Origin of the sequence: Bacillus sp. RIT 809, from assembly GCF_016892495.1 — a bacterium.
Lineage (GTDB): Bacteria > Bacillota > Bacilli > Bacillales > Bacillaceae_G > Bacillus_A > Bacillus_A cereus_U.
The window spans coordinates 20,361-38,454 of record NZ_JAFEMR010000028.1; the positions used below are offsets into that span (position 1 = coordinate 20,361).

Consider the following 18,094-nt stretch of genomic DNA (forward strand, 5'->3'; position numbering starts at 1 on the left):
ATTATTTTCCTCCTTCCTCAGAAGCTTTCTTTTTTGTAGGAAGGACTTCTCCACGGTAGATCCATACTTTTACGCCTAATTTACCGTATGTTGTATCAGCTTCAACTGCTGCATAGTCAATATCAGCGCGAAGTGTATGAAGTGGAACAGTTCCTTCACTGTAAGATTCTGCACGAGCGATATCAGCTCCGCCAAGACGACCAGAAACCTGTGTTTTAATACCTTTTGCTCCTGCACGCATAGCACGTTGAATAACTTGCTTTTGTGCACGACGGAATGATACACGGTTTTCTAATTGACGAGCGATGTTTTCGCCTACTAATTTAGCGTTAAGATCAGCTCTCTTAACTTCTAAAATGTTGATGTGTACACGCTTGCCTGTTAATTGGTTAAGAGCTTTACGAAGTGCTTCAACTTCAGTACCACCTTTACCAATTACCATACCAGGTTTCGCAGTGTGAATTGTAACATTTACACGATTTGCTGCACGTTCGATTTCTACTTTAGCAACAGCAGAATCTTTTAAGCGTACAGTAATGTACTCACGGATTTTGATGTCTTCATGTAATAACGTAGCATAATCTTTCTCAGCGAACCAACGAGATTCCCAGTCGCGGATAATACCGACACGAAGACCAATTGGATTAACCTTCTGACCCATCGATTATCCCTCCTTCTTTTCTGATACCACAACTGTGATGTGGCTTGTGCGTTTGTTAATTTGGCTTGCACGACCCATTGCACGTGGACGGAAACGTTTCAACGTTGGACCTTCGTCAACGAAGACTTTTTCAACAACTAGGTTGTTAATATCCATCTCATAATTGTGCTCTGCATTTGCGATTGCAGATTTTAAAACTTTTTCTACAACTGGAGAAGCAGTTTTTGGTGTGTGGTTAAGGATAGCAATCGCTTCACCCACTTGCTTACCTCGGATTAAGTCTACTACTAAACGAACCTTACGAGGAGCAATACGAACTGTTCTCACTACTGCTTTAGCTTGCATTGAAGTGCCTCCTCTCATTATCTTCTAGTTTTCTTATCGTCAGCAAGGTGACCTTTATACGTACGAGTTGGTGCGAATTCACCTAACTTATGGCCAACCATATCCTCAGTGATGTACACAGGTACGTGTTTACGACCATCATATACAGCAATTGTATGTCCGATGAACTGAGGGAAGATTGTTGAACGGCGAGACCAAGTTTTAACAACTTGTTTTTGCTCAGATGCAACTAATTTTTCCATTTTGTTCATTAAGTGATCATCGACAAATGGTCCTTTTTTTAAGCTACGAGCCATTTTGGTGCCTCCCTTCGTGATTGGCGTACGGTTCTTGAAGCGAACCGTACTACAATCCCATTATTTTTTACGACGACGAACGATAAATTTATCAGACGCTTTGTTTTTCTTACGAGTCTTGAATCCAAGAGTTGGTTTACCCCATGGAGACATTGGAGACTTACGTCCGATTGGAGAGCGACCTTCACCACCACCGTGTGGGTGATCAACCGGGTTCATTACAGAACCACGAACTGTTGGACGCTTACCTAACCAGCGAGAGCGACCTGCTTTACCGATTTTGATAAGTTCGTGTTGTTCGTTACCAACTTGACCGATTGAAGCGCGACAAGCAGATAATACTAAACGTACTTCACCAGAAGTTAAACGTACAAGTACGTATTTTCCTTCTTTACCAAGTACTTGAGCAGATGTACCAGCAGAACGAACTAATTGTCCGCCACGACCAGGCTTAAGCTCGATGTTATGAACAACAGTACCTACTGGAATGTTGATTAATGGTAATGCGTTACCGATTTTAATGTCAGCTTCAGGGCCAGACACAACTTCCATACCTACTTCTAAAGTTTTAGGAGCAAGAATGTAACGTTTTTCACCGTCAACGTAATTAATTAATGCGATATTCGCAGAGCGGTTTGGATCATATTCGATCGTAGCAACGCGTCCTGGAATTCCATCTTTATTACGCTTAAAGTCGATGATACGGTATTGACGCTTATGTCCGCCACCTTGATGACGTACAGTAATTTTACCTTGGTTATTACGACCAGCCTTTTTGCTTAAAGGAGCAAGTAAAGACTTTTCTGGTCTGTCGGTCGTGATTTCAGCGAAATCATTCGTAGTCATGTTACGACGACCGTTAGTAGTTGGATTATACTTTTTAATTCCCATCTCAATTTCCCTCCTTCTTTAGTAAGAATTAAACGCCTTGGAAGATTTCGATTTCTTTGCTGTCAGCAGTTAGCTTAACGATTGCTTTACGACGACGGCTAGTAAAACCAGCGTGACGACCAACGCGTTTTGCTTTCGGCTTGTAGTTCATGATATTTACTTTGTCTACATTAACACCAAAGATCGCTTCTATCGCGTCTTTAACTTCTGTTTTATTAGATTTAACGTCCACGTCGAACGTGTATTTTTTTTCAGCCATCATTTCCATAGAACGTTCAGTGATAACTGGGCGCTTAATGATATCACGAGGATCTCTCATTATGCAAGCACCTCCTCTACTTTTTCCACTGCCGCTTTTGTCATGATTAGCTTATCATGATGAAGCACATCTAGCACGTTTACGCCATCAGCAGTGATTACTGTTACTCCTGGGATATTGCGAGCAGATAACTCTACAGATTCGTTTGCATCAGCAGTTACGATAAGAGCTTTCTTCTCAACAGTTAATCCTTTAAGTACTGCTACCATGTCTTTTGTTTTTGGTGCATTTAACACTAGGTCTTCAAGAACTACAATGTTGTTCTCAACTACTTTAGTAGCTAATGCAGATTTGATTGCTAAACGACGAACTTTCTTAGGAAGTTTGTACGCATAGCTTCTTGGTGTAGGTCCGAATACCGTACCACCACCACGCCATTGAGGAGAGCGGATAGAACCTTGACGAGCACGTCCAGTTCCTTTTTGACGCCATGGTTTACGACCACCACCGCGAACTTCAGAGCGAGTTTTTACTTTGTGTGTACCTTGACGTAAAGATGCACGTTGCATCATTACAGCTTCAAATAGTACAGCTTCATTTGGTTCGATACCGAAAATAGCTTCAGCTAATTCGATTTCACCAACCTGTGAACCAGTTTGGTTATATACAGTAACTTTTGGCATTGGAATTCCTCCTTCCTATTGTGAATTATTTGCTAACCTTCACAGCGCCTTGAACAACTACAAGAGATTTCTTAGCACCTGGAACGTTACCTTTTACTAGTAATAAGTTGCGCTCAGTGTCAACTTGAACGATTTCTAAGTTTTGGATAGTAACTTGGTCTCCACCCATACGTCCAGCAAGTTTTTTGCCTTTGAATACACGGTTCGGAGCAACTGGCCCCATTGAACCTGGACGACGGTGATAGCGAGAACCATGAGACATAGGTCCGCGAGATTGTCCGTGGCGTTTAATAACACCTTGGAAACCTTTACCTTTAGAAATTCCTGTTACGTCAACGATTTCACCTGCAGCGAAAACTTCAACTTTTACCTCTTGACCAACCTCTAATCCGTCCACGTCTGCATCGCGGATTTCGCGAATGAAGCGCTTAGGAGTTGTAGATGCTTTAGCAGTGTGGCCTTGTTCAGGTTTGTTAGTTAACTTTTCACGTTTATCTTCAAATCCTAACTGAATTGCGTTGTAGCCATCAGTTTCAGTTGTTTTCTTTTGAAGAACAACGTTTGGATTAGCAGCGATTACCGTTACTGGGATTAACTCACCGTTCTCAGCAAATACTTGAGTCATACCGATCTTTCTTCCTAAGATTCCTTTGGTCATGAGTTACACCTCCTACATTTTTAAGTTATATAAATTATAATTTGATTTCGATATCTACACCAGATGGTAAGTCTAAACGCATTAATGAATCTACTGTTTGTGGAGTAGGACTCACGATGTCGATTAAACGTTTGTGCGTGCGCATTTCGAATTGTTCACGAGAATCTTTGTACTTATGAACAGCACGAAGAATTGTGTAAATAGTCTTCTCAGTTGGTAATGGGATTGGACCAGAAACTGTTGCCCCAGAACGCTTAGCTGTTTCTACAATTTTCTCAGCTGATTGATCAAGAATACGGTGATCATAAGCTTTTAAACGGATACGAATTTTTTCTTTTGCCATTATTTTCCCTCCTTCGTTCGCCTATTTCTAAAATAGACCTTCTCCATGGAAATTTCCCCACACCATGCCATGGCAAAGCGGCCGGGTGTGTCAGCAACCTTCCACTTCATCGCAGTCAAAGACCAACATTGTCTATTATACAATGTTATTCGTCTAGATGCAAGCATCTTTTTGTTTGCATCTGCTTTTCTCTACTTTTGCTATTATACATGGCACTTTAAAGAATATCAAGTTTTCATCTACTCTTATTTAACTTACAGTTTTTGGGTGTCACTTTCGTTTTATATACTATAGAAGAAACTCATTCAAAAATAGAAAATGCATCTCTTTCTTCTATAGTAATAAGCAATAAAAAAACTCAAGGGAGAATCCCTTGAGTTTTTAATAATCTAATTAAAGACTACTCAGCAACGATTGTAGCAACTACACCGTAACCTACTGTACGTCCACCTTCACGAATAGAGAATTTAGTTCCCTCTTCGATAGCGATTGGAGCGATAAGTTCGATAGTCATTTCGATGTTGTCACCAGGCATTACCATTTCAGTACCTTCTGGTAATTGGATGATACCAGTTACGTCAGTTGTACGGAAGTAGAACTGTGGACGGTAGTTAGCGAAGAATGGAGTGTGACGTCCACCTTCTTCTTTAGATAATACGAAAACCTCAGCTTTGAATTTAGCGTGTGCTTTTACAGAGCCAGTTTTAGCAAGAACTTGTCCACGTTGGATGTCTTCACGAGCAACCCCACGAAGTAGAGCACCGATGTTGTCTCCAGCTTGAGCTTGGTCAAGAAGCTTACGGAACATTTCTACACCAGTTACAGTTGTATTAGCATTCTCTTCAGCAAGACCGATGATTTCTACTACGTCACCAACTTTAACGATTCCACGCTCAACACGACCAGTTGCAACTGTACCACGACCTGTGATAGAGAATACATCCTCGATAGGCATTAAGAATGGTTTGTCAGTTTCACGTTCTGGAGTTGGGATGTAAGCATCAACTTCAGCCATTAATTCGATGATTTTTTCTTCCCACTCAGCTTCTCCTTGAAGAGCTTTAAGAGCAGAACCTTTAATTACAGGAATATCGTCGCCTGGGAATCCGTATTCAGATAATAGGTCGCGAACTTCCATTTCAACTAATTCTAATAATTCTTCGTCGTCTACCATGTCGCATTTGTTTAAGAATACAACGATGTAAGGAACACCTACTTGACGAGAAAGAAGGATGTGCTCACGTGTTTGAGGCATTGGACCATCAGCAGCAGATACTACTAAGATACCGCCGTCCATTTGAGCAGCACCAGTGATCATGTTTTTAACATAGTCAGCATGACCTGGGCAGTCAACGTGTGCATAGTGACGAGTTTCAGTTTCGTACTCAACGTGTGCAGTTGAGATTGTGATTCCGCGCTCTCTTTCTTCTGGAGCAGCGTCGATTTGATCGTATCCGCGTGCTTCAGCACCACCAGCTTTTGCAAGAACTGTAGTGATCGCAGCAGTTAATGTAGTTTTACCATGGTCAACGTGGCCGATTGTACCGATGTTAACATGGGGTTTAGAACGTTCGAATTTAGCTTTAGCCATTCTAAATTCCTCCTTAGTTTATATAGGTTATTTTATATTTAGACTAGAAAGTGAAACTTAAGTCTCACTTTCTAAGCTTACATAAGTAGTTATACTTGAACAATCGATAAAAATCAATTATTCACCTTTATTTTTTTTAATAATTTCTTCAGAAACAGACTTCGGTACTTCTTCATAATGATCAAATGTCATTGAGAATGTTCCGCGTCCTTGAGTGTTAGAACGTAATGCCGTTGCATAACCGAACATTTCAGAAAGTGGAACCATAGCGCGAACAACTTGTGCGTTACCGCGAGCTTCCATACCTTCTACACGTCCACGACGAGATGTTACGTCGCCCATAATGTCACCCATGTACTCTTCAGGAATTACAACTTCAACTTTCATCATTGGCTCAAGAATTACTGGGCTACATTTAGAAACCGCAGCTTTAAGCGCCATAGATGCAGCGATTTTGAACGCCATCTCAGAGGAGTCAACATCATGGTAAGATCCGTCAACTAACGCAGCTTTAATGTCAACTAGTGGATAACCAGCTAGTACACCATTTTTAAGTGAGTCTTCAAGACCCGCTCCAACAGCTGGGATGTATTCACGTGGAACTACACCACCGACAACCTTGTTTTGGAATTCGAATCCTTTACCTTCTTCATTAGGTTCAAACTCAATCCAAACGTGACCGAATTGTCCACGACCACCAGATTGACGAGCGAACTTACCTTCAACTTTCGCAGCAGCGCGGAAAGTCTCACGGTATGCTACCTGAGGAGCACCAACGTTTGCTTCCACTTTGAATTCACGGCGCATACGGTCAACGATGATATCAAGGTGAAGTTCACCCATACCAGCGATGATTGTTTGGCCAGTTTCTTGGTCAGTGTGAGCACGGAATGTTGGATCTTCTTCAGAAAGCTTAGATAATGCTGTACCCATTTTATCTTGGTCAGCTTTAGATTTTGGTTCGATAGCTACAGAGATAACTGGCTCTGGGAATTCCATAGACTCAAGGATAACAAGGCTCTTCTCGTCACAAAGAGTATCACCAGTAGTAGTATCTTTTAAACCTACAGCAGCAGCGATATCACCAGCGTAAACTGTTGAAATCTCTTCACGGCTGTTAGCGTGCATTTGTAGGATACGACCTACACGCTCACGCTTACCTTTAGTTGAGTTTTTCACGTATGATCCAGAGTTTAACACACCAGAGTACACACGGAAGAACGTTAACTTACCAACATAAGGATCAGTCATGATTTTGAATGCTAAAGCTGCGAATGGTTCTTCATCGCTAGACTTACGCTCGATAGCTTCTTCTGTATCCGGAAGAGTACCTTTAATAGCAGGTACATCTAATGGAGATGGTAAGTAGTCGATAACTGCGTCTAACAGAATTTGAACACCTTTATTTTTGAATGCAGAACCACAGATTACTGGGAAGAATTCTACAGAAGTTGTAGCCTTACGGATACCAGCTTTAAGCTCTTCTACAGTGATTTCTTCACCTTCTAGGTACTTCATCATCATTTCTTCATCAAGCTCAGCTACCGCTTCAATAAGTTTTCCACGGTATTCTTCAGCTAATTCTTTGTGCTCTTCAGGAATTTCGACACGCTCGATGTCTGTTCCTAAATCGTTAGCGTACATGTAAGCACACTCTTCAACAAGGTCAATGATACCATTGAACTCATCTTCAGCACCGATTGGTAACTGAATTGGATGTGCGTTTGCTTGTAAACGATCATGGATTGTTCCTACAGAGTATAAGAAATCTGCACCAATCTTATCCATTTTGTTAACGAATACGATACGAGGTACACCATAAGTAGTAGCCTGACGCCAAACAGTTTCTGTTTGTGGTTCTACACCAGATTGTGCATCAAGTACTGCTACTGCGCCATCAAGTACGCGTAAAGAACGTTCTACTTCTACTGTGAAATCTACGTGTCCTGGAGTGTCAATGATATTTACACGGTGACCTTTCCATTGTGCTGTAGTTGCAGCAGAAGTAATTGTGATACCACGTTCTTGCTCTTGCTCCATCCAGTCCATCTGAGATGCACCTTCATGAGTTTCACCGATTTTATGAATACGTCCTGTGTAATACAGAATACGCTCAGTTGCTGTTGTTTTACCAGCATCGATGTGAGCCATGATACCAATATTACGAGTGTTTTCTAAAGAGAACTCTCTAGTCATTTGGTGTCTTGCTCCTTCCATATATGGATTGGATTATTTTATTTTAAGTAGCAAAAAAGCCACTTTATATTGTTACATATGCCAGTGTCCAGTACCCTCATTATGTAAAACGAGCGCCCAACGAAAGGGAGAGGCATTCTCCCTCTCCACACTTCCATAAGCGACAAATAAAGCGGTTTATGCTTACATTTATTTTACGTTGAATCCTACCAACGGTAATGAGCAAATGCTTTGTTAGCTTCTGCCATTTTATGAGTGTCTTCACGTTTCTTAACAGCTGCACCAGCGTTGTTAGATGCATCTAAGATTTCGTAAGCTAGACGCTCTTCCATAGTTTTTTCACCACGAAGACGAGCATAGTTTACTAACCAGCGAAGACCTAAAGTTGTACGGCGTTCTGGACGAACCTCAACCGGAACTTGGTAGTTAGCACCACCAACACGACGAGCGCGTACTTCAAGAACAGGCATGATGTTCTTAAGAGCTTGCTCGAATACTTCCATTGGTTCTTTATCTGAACGTTCACGAACGATTTCGAAAGCGTTATAAAGAATTGTTTGAGATTTACCTTTTTTACCGTCAACCATCATTTTGTTGATTAGGCGTGTTACAAGCTTAGAATTGTACATTGGATCTGGTAACACGTCACGTTTCGCAACAGGTCCTTTACGAGGCATATTGAGTTCCTCCTTTCATTATAAGTTTATTATTTTTTAGCAGGTTTTGGTCGCTTAGTACCATATTTAGAACGTCCTTGCATACGTTTGTCAACACCAGCTGTATCAAGCGCACCACGAACGATGTGGTAACGTACCCCTGGTAAATCCTTTACTCGACCACCGCGAATTAATACTACGCTATGCTCTTGTAGGTTATGACCGATACCTGGGATGTAAGCTGTAACTTCAATACCATTTGTTAAACGTACACGAGCGTATTTACGTAACGCTGAGTTCGGTTTCTTCGGAGTCATTGTACCAACACGAGTACACACACCACGTTTTTGAGGTGCAGAGATATCAGTTGATTTTTTCTTTAAAGAATTAAAACCTTTGTTTAACGCAGGTGATTTAGACTTCCATACTTTATCAGTACGACCATTTCTCACTAATTGGTTAATAGTAGGCATTTGTTTATCCTCCCTTCGCATGTTTGTATGACCACATATCCAGGTGGTTCATTATTAGTTGAAAACAAAGTTTTTGCAAGGAAGAGCAAATGCTCTCTCCTCACAAAAACAGTTTTAACTTATTATTCCTATTGCTGAAGCTCCCACTTGAATCCCCGAAACTTTTCCAAGCTTACGAACTGATTCAACTTTGGTTATGGGTATGTTATGTTGCAAGGCAGTACGAATGATAACATGGGTTAACCGCACATCAGCATCTTCCGCAATAACAACTTCTTTAACTATACCATTTTTGATTGCTTCCAATGTTCGTTTATAACCAACGACTACATTTTCAGCATTTGACACTTTTTGATAAGACATATAAATATCCTCCAAAGCATCGTTCAGGAGCAACCTTGATTATAGTAACATTTTGTCTCATACAATGTCAACTAGGATTAGCTGTTTTTATACAAAATTTACGACGGAAAATTTTACTGTTCCACATAAACTTCATCGTTTTCTACATTCATGTTATCTTGTGTTGTTTTTACAAGATCCACTTGGCGATAACGATTCATACCTGTTCCAGCAGGAACAAGCTTACCGATAATAACATTCTCTTTCAATCCTAGAAGCTCATCGCGTTTACCCTTAATTGCTGCATCTGTTAGAACACGAGTTGTTTCTTGGAACGATGCTGCAGATAAGAACGAATCAGTTTCAAGTGAAGCTTTAGTAATACCAAGTAGAACCGGTCTAGCTGTTGCTGGTTGTTTACCTTTCAGTAACACCTTCGCATTCGCATCAGTAAACTGATGGATGTCTAGTAATGTTCCTGGTAATACATCTGTTTCACCCGCATCACTTACACGAACTTTACGTAGCATTTGACGTACCATTACTTCTACGTGTTTGTCACCAATTTCTACCCCTTGCATACGGTATACTTTTTGAACTTCACGTAATAAGTATTCTTGAACTGCTGTAATGTCCGTTACTTTTAGTAATTCCTTCGGATCAATAGAACCTTCTGTTAACTCTTTACCGTGGCTAATTGGCTGTCCTAGAGTTACTTTCAGACGAGCACCGTAAGGAATAGCATACGTACGAGCTTCAACTTCACCCTGTACAACTACTTCTTGGCGATCTTTAACATCGTTGATCGCTGCGATAACACCGTCGATTTCACTGATAACTGCCTGACCTTTCGGATTACGAGCTTCGAAAATCTCTTGGATACGAGGTAAACCTTGTGTGATATCATCTCCGGCAACCCCACCTGTATGGAACGTACGCATCGTTAACTGTGTACCTGGCTCACCGATAGATTGAGCTGCGATAATACCTACCGCCTCTCCTACTTCTACGTCTGTACCAGTTGCTAAGTTACGACCGTAACACTTTTTACATACACCATGGCGAGTATTACACGTAAACGCTGAACGAATATTTACAGTTTCAACACCCGACTTTTCAACGATATGAGCAATATCTTCAGTAATTAATTGATTTTCAGCAATTAATACTTCACCTGTTTCAGGATGTTTTACAGTTTTTCTCGCAAAACGTCCAACAAGACGATCATATAGTGACTCAATAACTTCATTACCCTCTTTAATCGCACCAATTAGTAAACCACGATCTGTCCCACAATCATCTTGACGAACAATTACATCTTGTGCAACGTCTACAAGACGACGTGTTAAGTAACCAGAATCGGCAGTTTTAAGTGCTGTATCGGCAAGACCTTTACGCGCACCATGCGTAGAGATGAAGTACTCAAGTACTGTTAAACCTTCACGGAAACTTGATTTGATCGGAAGCTCAATGATACGACCAGATGGATTGGCCATCAGACCACGCATACCAGCAAGCTGAGTAAAGTTCGATGCGTTACCACGGGCACCGGAATCACTCATCATGAAGATTGGGTTGCGTTTATTCAAGGATTTCATCAGTTTTCCTTGGATAACATCTTTTGCATTACTCCAAATAGAGATAACGCGATCGTAACGTTCTTCTTCCGTGATTAAACCGCGACGGAATTGTTTAATTACATTATCTACTTTTGCTTGTGCTTCATGGAGAATTTCATTTTTTTCGCCTAATACAAGAATGTCTGATACCCCAACTGTAATACCAGCTTTTGTAGAGTATTTAAATCCTAAGTTTTTCATACGGTCAAGCATGCGAGATGTTTCCGTAATTTGGAAACGTTTGAATACTTCCGCAATAATGTTACCAAGGATTTTCTTGCTAAATGGCGCCACTTCTTCGCGACTAGCAATAATTTCTTTAATGTTCGCACCTTTTTCAACGAAATATTCCGCTGGTGTTTCTTTTTCAAGGTTTGAGTTTGTTGGTTCATTAATATAAGGGAACGACTCTGGTAAGATTTCGTTAAATATTAATTTACCAACTGTTGTTAATAGAAGCTTACTCTTTTGCTCTTCAGTAAACGTTACATTATTTACCGAACTCGCAGCAACTGCAACACGTGTGTGCAGATGTACATATCCATTTTGGTATGCAAGTATTGCTTCGTTTGCATCTTTGAAGACCATACCTTCACCGATTGCACCCTCGCGCTCAAGTGTTAAGTAATAGTTACCTAATACCATATCTTGAGATGGAGTAACAACTGGTTTTCCGTCTTTTGGATTCAAGATGTTTTGTGCCGCTAACATAAGAATACGAGCTTCCGCTTGTGCCTCTGATGATAACGGAACGTGAACCGCCATTTGGTCACCATCAAAGTCCGCGTTGTATGCAGTACATACAAGTGGGTGAAGACGGATTGCACGACCCTCTACTAGTGTAGGTTCAAACGCCTGGATACCAAGACGGTGAAGTGTTGGTGCGCGGTTTAGAAGTACTGGATGCTCTTTAATCACAGATTCTAAAACGTCCCAAACTTCAGGGTGTACACGCTCGATTTTACGTTTAGCACTCTTAATGTTGTGTGCTAATCCTTTTCCAACTAACTCTTTCATAACGAAAGGTTTAAACAATTCAAGTGCCATTTCTTTCGGCAATCCACATTGGTACATCTTTAAGTTCGGTCCTACAACGATTACAGAACGGCCAGAGTAGTCAACACGTTTACCTAATAAGTTTTGACGGAAACGTCCTTGTTTACCTTTAAGCATGTGAGATAGTGATTTTAATGGACGGTTACCTGGTCCAGTAACTGGACGGCCACGGCGACCATTATCGATTAATGCGTCTACAGCTTCTTGTAACATACGTTTTTCGTTTTGAACGATGATGCTTGGTGCACCTAAGTCCAATAGACGTTTTAAACGGTTGTTACGGTTAATTACACGACGATATAAGTCGTTTAAGTCAGAAGTAGCAAAACGTCCACCATCTAACTGTACCATCGGGCGTAGTTCTGGTGGGATAACTGGAAGAACCTCTAAGATCATCCAAGATGGGTGATTTCCAGAGTTACGGAATGCTTCTAATACTTCTAGACGTTTAATAGCACGAGTACGGCGTTGTCCTTGTGCTGTTTTTAATTCTTCCTTTAAGAAGTCTACTTCTTTATCTAAATCGATGTCTTGCAGTAATTTTTTAATCGCTTCTGCACCCATAGCAGCATGGAATGTACTGCCATATCGATCACGATATGCACGGTATTCTTTTTCAGAAAGTAATTGCTTCTTATCAAGTGGTGTATCTCCACTTTCTGTTACAACATAAGAAGCGAAATAAATTACTTCTTCAAGCGCGCGAGGGGACATGTCTAAGACAAGTCCCATGCGGCTCGGGATACCTTTGAAATACCAAATATGAGATACAGGAGCAGCTAATTCGATATGACCCATACGTTCACGACGAACTTTTGCACGCGTTACTTCAACGCCACATCGATCACAAACTACACCTTTATAACGTACACGTTTATATTTTCCGCAATGACATTCCCAGTCCTTTTGTGGTCCGAAAATACGCTCACAGAACAAGCCATCTTTTTCAGGCTTTAACGTACGATAGTTAATTGTTTCTGGTTTCTTAACTTCACCGTATGACCAAGAACGAATCTTGTCAGGTGAAGCAAGTCCAATCTTCATATATTCAAAGTTATTTACATCTATCAAGGGGCCTACCTCCCTTTTAGTCTACAGGTTATCCCAATTATTCCTTAGTTGTCTCAACTTCAACATTCAATTTATCTGCTGATTGATGATCATCATCTTCCGTATCACGCATTTCAATTTCTGTATCGTTGATAGACATCATTTTAACGTCCATACCTAAACTTTGCAGTTCTTTAATCAATACTTTGAATGATTCAGGAACGCCTGGTTCTGGAACATTTTCACCTTTAACAATTGCTTCATACGTCTTAACACGTCCAATAACATCATCAGACTTCACTGTTAAGATTTCTTGAAGAGTATAAGCGGCACCATAAGCTTCAAGTGCCCAAACCTCCATCTCACCGAAACGCTGTCCACCGAACTGAGCTTTACCTCCAAGAGGTTGCTGCGTTACAAGTGAGTATGGTCCAGTAGAACGAGCATGAAGCTTATCGTCAACCATGTGCGCAAGTTTGATCATATACATGACACCAACAGATACACGGTTATCGAATGGCTCACCAGTACGTCCGTCATACAGGATTGTTTTCGCGTCATTTGCCATACCAGCTTCTTCAATTGTGCCCCATACATCTTCCTCACGAGCACCATCGAATACCGGTGTTGCAATGTGAATACCAAGGTATCTTGCTGCCATACCAAGATGAAGCTCTAATACCTGACCGATATTCATACGAGATGGTACCCCTAATGGGTTTAACATGATATCGATTGGCGTACCATCTGGTAAGTAAGGCATATCTTCTTCTGGTAAAATACGAGAAATAACACCTTTGTTACCATGACGACCGGCCATTTTGTCACCTTCAGAAATTTTACGCTTTTGAACGATATATGCACGTACAAGTTGATTCACGCCTGGTGGCAATTCATCGCCATCTTCACGGTTAAACACTTTTACGTCTAAGATAATACCGCCACCACCGTGTGGTACACGTAGTGATGTATCACGTACTTCACGTGCTTTCTCACCGAAGATTGCATGTAATAGACGTTCTTCTGCCGTTAATTCTGTTACACCTTTTGGCGTTACTTTACCAACAAGTAGATCTCCATCTTTTACTTCAGCACCGACGCGAATAATACCGCGCTCGTCAAGATTACGAAGTGCATCTTCTCCAACATTCGGGATATCACGTGTAATTTCTTCTGGTCCAAGCTTCGTATCACGAGCTTCTGATTCATATTCTTCAATATGGATAGAAGTGTACACATCATCTTTTACAAGGCGCTCACTCATGATGATCGCATCCTCATAGTTATAACCGTCCCATGTCATAAAGCCAACAAGCACGTTACGTCCAAGCGCTAGTTCGCCTAGTTCCATAGAAGGACCATCCGCAAGGATTTCACCTTTTACAACTTGGTCTCCAACACTTACGATTGGACGTTGGTTGTAGCAAGTTCCTTGGTTAGAACGAATGAATTTTTGCATTTTGTAGCGATCTAAGTCGCCTTTTACTGTTTGACCGTCAACGTCTACATAGCGACGTACCCAAACTTCACGTGCTTCTACGCGCTCAACAACACCAGGCTGTTTACAGATTACTGCAGCACCTGAGTCTTTTGCTGATACGTACTCCATACCTGTACCTACAATCGGAGATTCCGGATTTATTAACGGAACCGCCTGACGTTGCATGTTCGCTCCCATAAGTGCGCGGTTAGAGTCATCGTTTTCTAAGAACGGAATACAAGCTGTCGCTGCCGACACTACTTGTTTTGGAGATACATCCATGTAGTCGATGCGTTCTTTATTTGTGACAATGTTTTCACCACGGAAACGAGCTACGATATCTTCATCAAGGAATTCCCCTACTTCAGATAATTTCATATTCGCTTGGGCTACAACATAGTTATCTTCTTCATCTGCTGTTAAATAATCAACCTGCCCTGTTACAAGACCAGTTTCTGGGTCAACACGACGGTATGGCGTTTCAATGAAACCAAACTCATTTACTTTCGCAAACGAAGATAATGAGTTAATCAAACCGATGTTTGGTCCCTCTGGTGTTTCGATTGGACACATACGACCATAGTGAGAGTAGTGAACGTCACGTACTTCAAAGCCTGCGCGCTCACGCGTTAAACCACCGGGTCCTAATGCAGATAGTCTTCGTTTGTGAGTTAACTCTGCTAATGGGTTTGTTTGATCCATGAACTGAGATAACTGAGAACTTCCGAAGAACTCTTTAATAGATGCAATAACCGGGCGAATGTTAATTAACGCTTGTGGTGTAATTGCATTTGTATCTTGAATCGACATTCTCTCACGAACAACACGTTCCATACGAGAAAGACCGATACGGAATTGGTTTTGTAGTAACTCTCCTACAGAACGCAGACGACGATTTCCTAAGTGGTCAATATCATCTGTATCCCCTACTTTATATAGCAAGTTAAAGAAGTAGCTAATAGAAGCAAGAATATCACCTGGTGTGATGTTTTTTATATCACGAGTAATATTTGCATTCCCAATTACGTTTATAGATCGTTCGCCTTCTGATTCTGGAGCATAGATCTTAATAGATTGCAGCTCAACATCGCCTGCTACCACTCCACCCATTGGTTTCGCTGTTTTGAATCCAATGTTTTTCTCTAAGTAAGGTAGAATACGATCCAGTGTACGACGATCTAAGACTGTTCCTTCTGCCGCTAAAATTTCACCAGTTTCTGGATCCACCAGTGTTTCAGCTAAACGTTGGTTAAACAATCTGTTTTTAATGTGTAGCTTTTTGTTGATCTTATAGCGACCTACATTTGCTAAATCGTAGCGCTTCGGATCAAAGAAACGAGACACAAGTAAGCTCTTTGCATTTTCTACTGTTGGTGGTTCACCAGGGCGTAGACGCTCATAAATTTCAAGCAATGCTTTCTCTGTGCTATCTGTGTTGTCTTTTTCTAACGTATTGCTTAAGTATTCGTTATCACCTAAAAGCTCGGTGATTTCTTGATCAGAGCCAAACCCTAATGCGCGTAACAAAACAGTTACAGGAAGTTTACGCGTACGGTCAATACGCACATATACAACATCCTTAGCATCTGTTTCATACTCTAACCAAGCTCCGCGGTTTGGAATTACAGTAGCAGTAAAACCACGTTTTCCGTTTTTATCCACTTTGCCACTATAGTATACGCTTGGAGAGCGAACTAACTGGGAAACGATAACACGTTCTGCACCGTTAATTACGAATGTTCCAGTCTCTGTCATGAGTGGGAAATCTCCCATGAACACATCTTGTTCTTTTACTTCACCAGTTTCCTTGTTGATTAGACGCACTTTTACACGAAGTGGTGCTGCATACGTCACATCACGCTCTTTGCATTCTTCTACAGAGTATTTAGGTTCACCTAAGCTGTAGTCGATAAATTCAAGCGATAGATTTCCCGTAAAGTCTTCGATCGGAGAAATGTCTTGGAACATTTCTCGCAAACCCTCATCAAGAAACCACTGATAAGAAGAGGTTTGAATTTCGATAAGATTTGGTAACTCTAATACTTCACTAATACGGGCATAACTTCTTCGTTGGCGGTGGCGTCCGTATTGAACTAGTTGACCTGTCAACTGCTTCACCCCTCAAATCATGAGTATTATAAATGCACAAAAAAATTTGTGCAAAAATCACAAATAAATACAACTACTGCTATTAGCGTAGTTTTTTCTCTTAAAGATAGATACGTTGAGTCTTTCTATCTGCTCAAAAAAGAAAAATGGCTTCTATAAGAAAACCATCATTCTGTTTCATAATCTGCTGATTTTACTATCTTTTCCAAGAGAAACAAAAATATACATCTTTCTCAACGCAGAAAATCATATATTGGCATTGTATAATGTTAACATAGCCAAAAATAACCGTCAACGCTTTTTTGATTTTATGATATAATATCCTTTTTTCTTTTCTACAACTTCAACTTCAGAAAATGCTTCTTCTAGTTTTTTAAGCGCAGATGGCGCACCTTGTTTCTTTTGAATAACAATCCACAATTCTCCACCTGAAACTAAATACTCCACAGCCTTTTCTAAAATCTCATGCACGATATCTTTACCAGCACGAATTGGAGGATTAGATAGAATAGCAGCATACTTGCCATCTACATTTTCATAGACACTACTTTGCAAAATACGTATATTTTCGATTCTGTTATTAGCGGCATTTTCTTTTGCAAGTCCCAAGGCCCTTTCATTCACATCCACCATGTGAATTTCACGATCTTGAAACTCTTTCGCTAACGACAAACCGATTGGACCGTACCCACATCCTACGTCTAACACATTACCTTTAACATCTGGCATTTGAAACGCTTCAATTAAAAGACGAGAACCAAAGTCCACTTCGTTTTTCGAGAACACCCCATGGTCAGATAAAAAAGTAAATCGAGATTCACGAAGTGTAAATTCCCATCGTTTACGATCACTTTTACTAGAAGGGTCGTTAGAAAAATAATGGTCTGCCATATGGCCACCTCTTTTCTTTACAGTTAAAAAAAAAGCTCGCATGAGAGCGAGCTTTTTTTAAAAGCACCAAAAGTTAATTACTTAACTTCTACAGCAGCGCCAACCTCTTCAAGTTTAGCTTTCATTTCTTCAGCTTCCTCTTTAGTAACGCCTTCTTTGATTGCTTTTGGAGTGTTGTCAACTAATTCTTTAGCTTCTTTTAAGCCAAGACCAGTGATTTCACGTACAGCTTTGATAACTTTGATTTTTTGAGCGCCAGCACTTGCAAGTACTACGTCAAATTCAGTTTGCTCAGCAGCAGCTTCACCAGCGCCACCAGCTACAGCTACAGGAGCAGCAGCAGTTACGCCGAATTCTTCCTCGATAGCTTTTACTAAGTCGTTAAGTTCTAATACAGTCATAGATTTAACTGCTTCAATGATTTGTTCTTTAGTCATTGTAAATATCCTCCCTTAAATAGGTTTGTATTGTTTTATAGATAACAAGTAATTATCT

Annotated in this window: 17 protein-coding genes; all 17 read right to left on the reverse strand. The window is 40.7% G+C overall.

Annotation, left to right across the window (positions count from 1 at the left end; translation table 11 throughout):
* Position 1: 1 nt before the first annotated feature.
* The 17 genes from rpsC to rplL all read right to left on the reverse strand — a co-directional run bounded on the left by rpsC (position 2) and on the right by rplL (position 18,036).
* On the reverse strand, positions 2 to 661 hold the full coding sequence (rpsC, locus tag JTF23_RS23245) for a 30S ribosomal protein S3 (RefSeq protein WP_002009771.1): 660 nt from the start codon (positions 659 to 661) through the stop codon (positions 2 to 4).
* Between the two features lie 3 nt (positions 662 to 664).
* Positions 665 to 1,006 carry a 50S ribosomal protein L22 gene (rplV, locus tag JTF23_RS23250; protein WP_002009773.1) on the reverse strand — a complete coding sequence of 114 codons (342 nt, stop codon included), beginning with the start codon at positions 1,004 to 1,006 and terminating at the stop codon, positions 665 to 667.
* A 17-nt stretch (positions 1,007 to 1,023) separates the two neighbouring features.
* Complete coding sequence (rpsS, locus tag JTF23_RS23255; protein ID WP_000124452.1) at positions 1,024 to 1,302, reverse strand: 30S ribosomal protein S19; 279 nt, start codon at positions 1,300 to 1,302, stop codon at positions 1,024 to 1,026.
* Positions 1,303 to 1,362: 60 nt separating this feature from the next.
* Positions 1,363 to 2,193 carry a 50S ribosomal protein L2 gene (gene rplB / locus JTF23_RS23260; protein ID WP_002159604.1) on the reverse strand — a complete coding sequence of 277 codons (831 nt, stop codon included), beginning with the start codon at positions 2,191 to 2,193 and terminating at the stop codon, positions 1,363 to 1,365.
* Between the two features lie 28 nt (positions 2,194 to 2,221).
* Positions 2,222 to 2,512, reverse strand: coding sequence for a 50S ribosomal protein L23 (gene rplW, locus JTF23_RS23265; RefSeq protein WP_001205557.1), 291 nt, complete (start codon positions 2,510 to 2,512; stop codon positions 2,222 to 2,224).
* Positions 2,512 to 3,135 (reverse strand): 50S ribosomal protein L4, encoded by a 624-nt coding sequence (gene rplD / locus JTF23_RS23270; protein ID WP_001127261.1) that lies wholly within the window; start codon positions 3,133 to 3,135, stop codon positions 2,512 to 2,514. Before rplD ends, rplW begins: the two co-directional genes overlap by 1 nt.
* Before the next feature lie 25 nt (positions 3,136 to 3,160).
* Positions 3,161 to 3,793, reverse strand: coding sequence for a 50S ribosomal protein L3 (rplC, locus tag JTF23_RS23275; protein ID WP_000160209.1), 633 nt, complete (start codon positions 3,791 to 3,793; stop codon positions 3,161 to 3,163).
* Between the two features lie 34 nt (positions 3,794 to 3,827).
* Positions 3,828 to 4,136 (reverse strand): 30S ribosomal protein S10, encoded by a 309-nt coding sequence (gene rpsJ / locus JTF23_RS23280; RefSeq protein ID WP_001040595.1) that lies wholly within the window; start codon positions 4,134 to 4,136, stop codon positions 3,828 to 3,830.
* A 400-nt stretch (positions 4,137 to 4,536) separates the two neighbouring features.
* Complete coding sequence (tuf, locus tag JTF23_RS23285) at positions 4,537 to 5,727, reverse strand: elongation factor Tu (RefSeq protein WP_002159605.1); 1,191 nt, start codon at positions 5,725 to 5,727, stop codon at positions 4,537 to 4,539.
* Between the two features lie 117 nt (positions 5,728 to 5,844).
* Positions 5,845 to 7,923, reverse strand: coding sequence for an elongation factor G (fusA, locus tag JTF23_RS23290; protein ID WP_002159606.1), 2,079 nt, complete (start codon positions 7,921 to 7,923; stop codon positions 5,845 to 5,847).
* A 206-nt stretch (positions 7,924 to 8,129) separates the two neighbouring features.
* Positions 8,130 to 8,600, reverse strand: coding sequence for a 30S ribosomal protein S7 (gene rpsG / locus JTF23_RS23295; RefSeq protein ID WP_002063416.1), 471 nt, complete (start codon positions 8,598 to 8,600; stop codon positions 8,130 to 8,132).
* Between the two features lie 29 nt (positions 8,601 to 8,629).
* A complete protein-coding gene (gene rpsL / locus JTF23_RS23300; protein WP_001142341.1) occupies positions 8,630 to 9,052 on the reverse strand; it encodes a 30S ribosomal protein S12 in 423 nt (140 codons plus the stop codon).
* A 114-nt stretch (positions 9,053 to 9,166) separates the two neighbouring features.
* Positions 9,167 to 9,415 (reverse strand): 50S ribosomal protein L7ae-like protein, encoded by a 249-nt coding sequence (locus JTF23_RS23305; protein WP_002159607.1) that lies wholly within the window; start codon positions 9,413 to 9,415, stop codon positions 9,167 to 9,169.
* 113 nt (positions 9,416 to 9,528) lie between these two features.
* Complete coding sequence (gene rpoC / locus JTF23_RS23310) at positions 9,529 to 13,140, reverse strand: DNA-directed RNA polymerase subunit beta' (RefSeq protein ID WP_002091510.1); 3,612 nt, start codon at positions 13,138 to 13,140, stop codon at positions 9,529 to 9,531.
* A 37-nt stretch (positions 13,141 to 13,177) separates the two neighbouring features.
* Positions 13,178 to 16,708, reverse strand: coding sequence for a DNA-directed RNA polymerase subunit beta (gene rpoB, locus JTF23_RS23315; protein WP_002159608.1), 3,531 nt, complete (start codon positions 16,706 to 16,708; stop codon positions 13,178 to 13,180).
* A gap of 291 nt (positions 16,709 to 16,999) precedes the next feature.
* A complete protein-coding gene (locus tag JTF23_RS23320; protein ID WP_016103300.1) occupies positions 17,000 to 17,599 on the reverse strand; it encodes a class I SAM-dependent methyltransferase in 600 nt (199 codons plus the stop codon).
* 77 nt (positions 17,600 to 17,676) lie between these two features.
* Positions 17,677 to 18,036: a 50S ribosomal protein L7/L12 gene (gene rplL / locus JTF23_RS23325; protein ID WP_002009788.1), complete on the reverse strand. Its 360-nt coding sequence runs from the start codon at positions 18,034 to 18,036 to the stop codon at positions 17,677 to 17,679.
* Positions 18,037 to 18,094 lie beyond the last annotated feature (58 nt).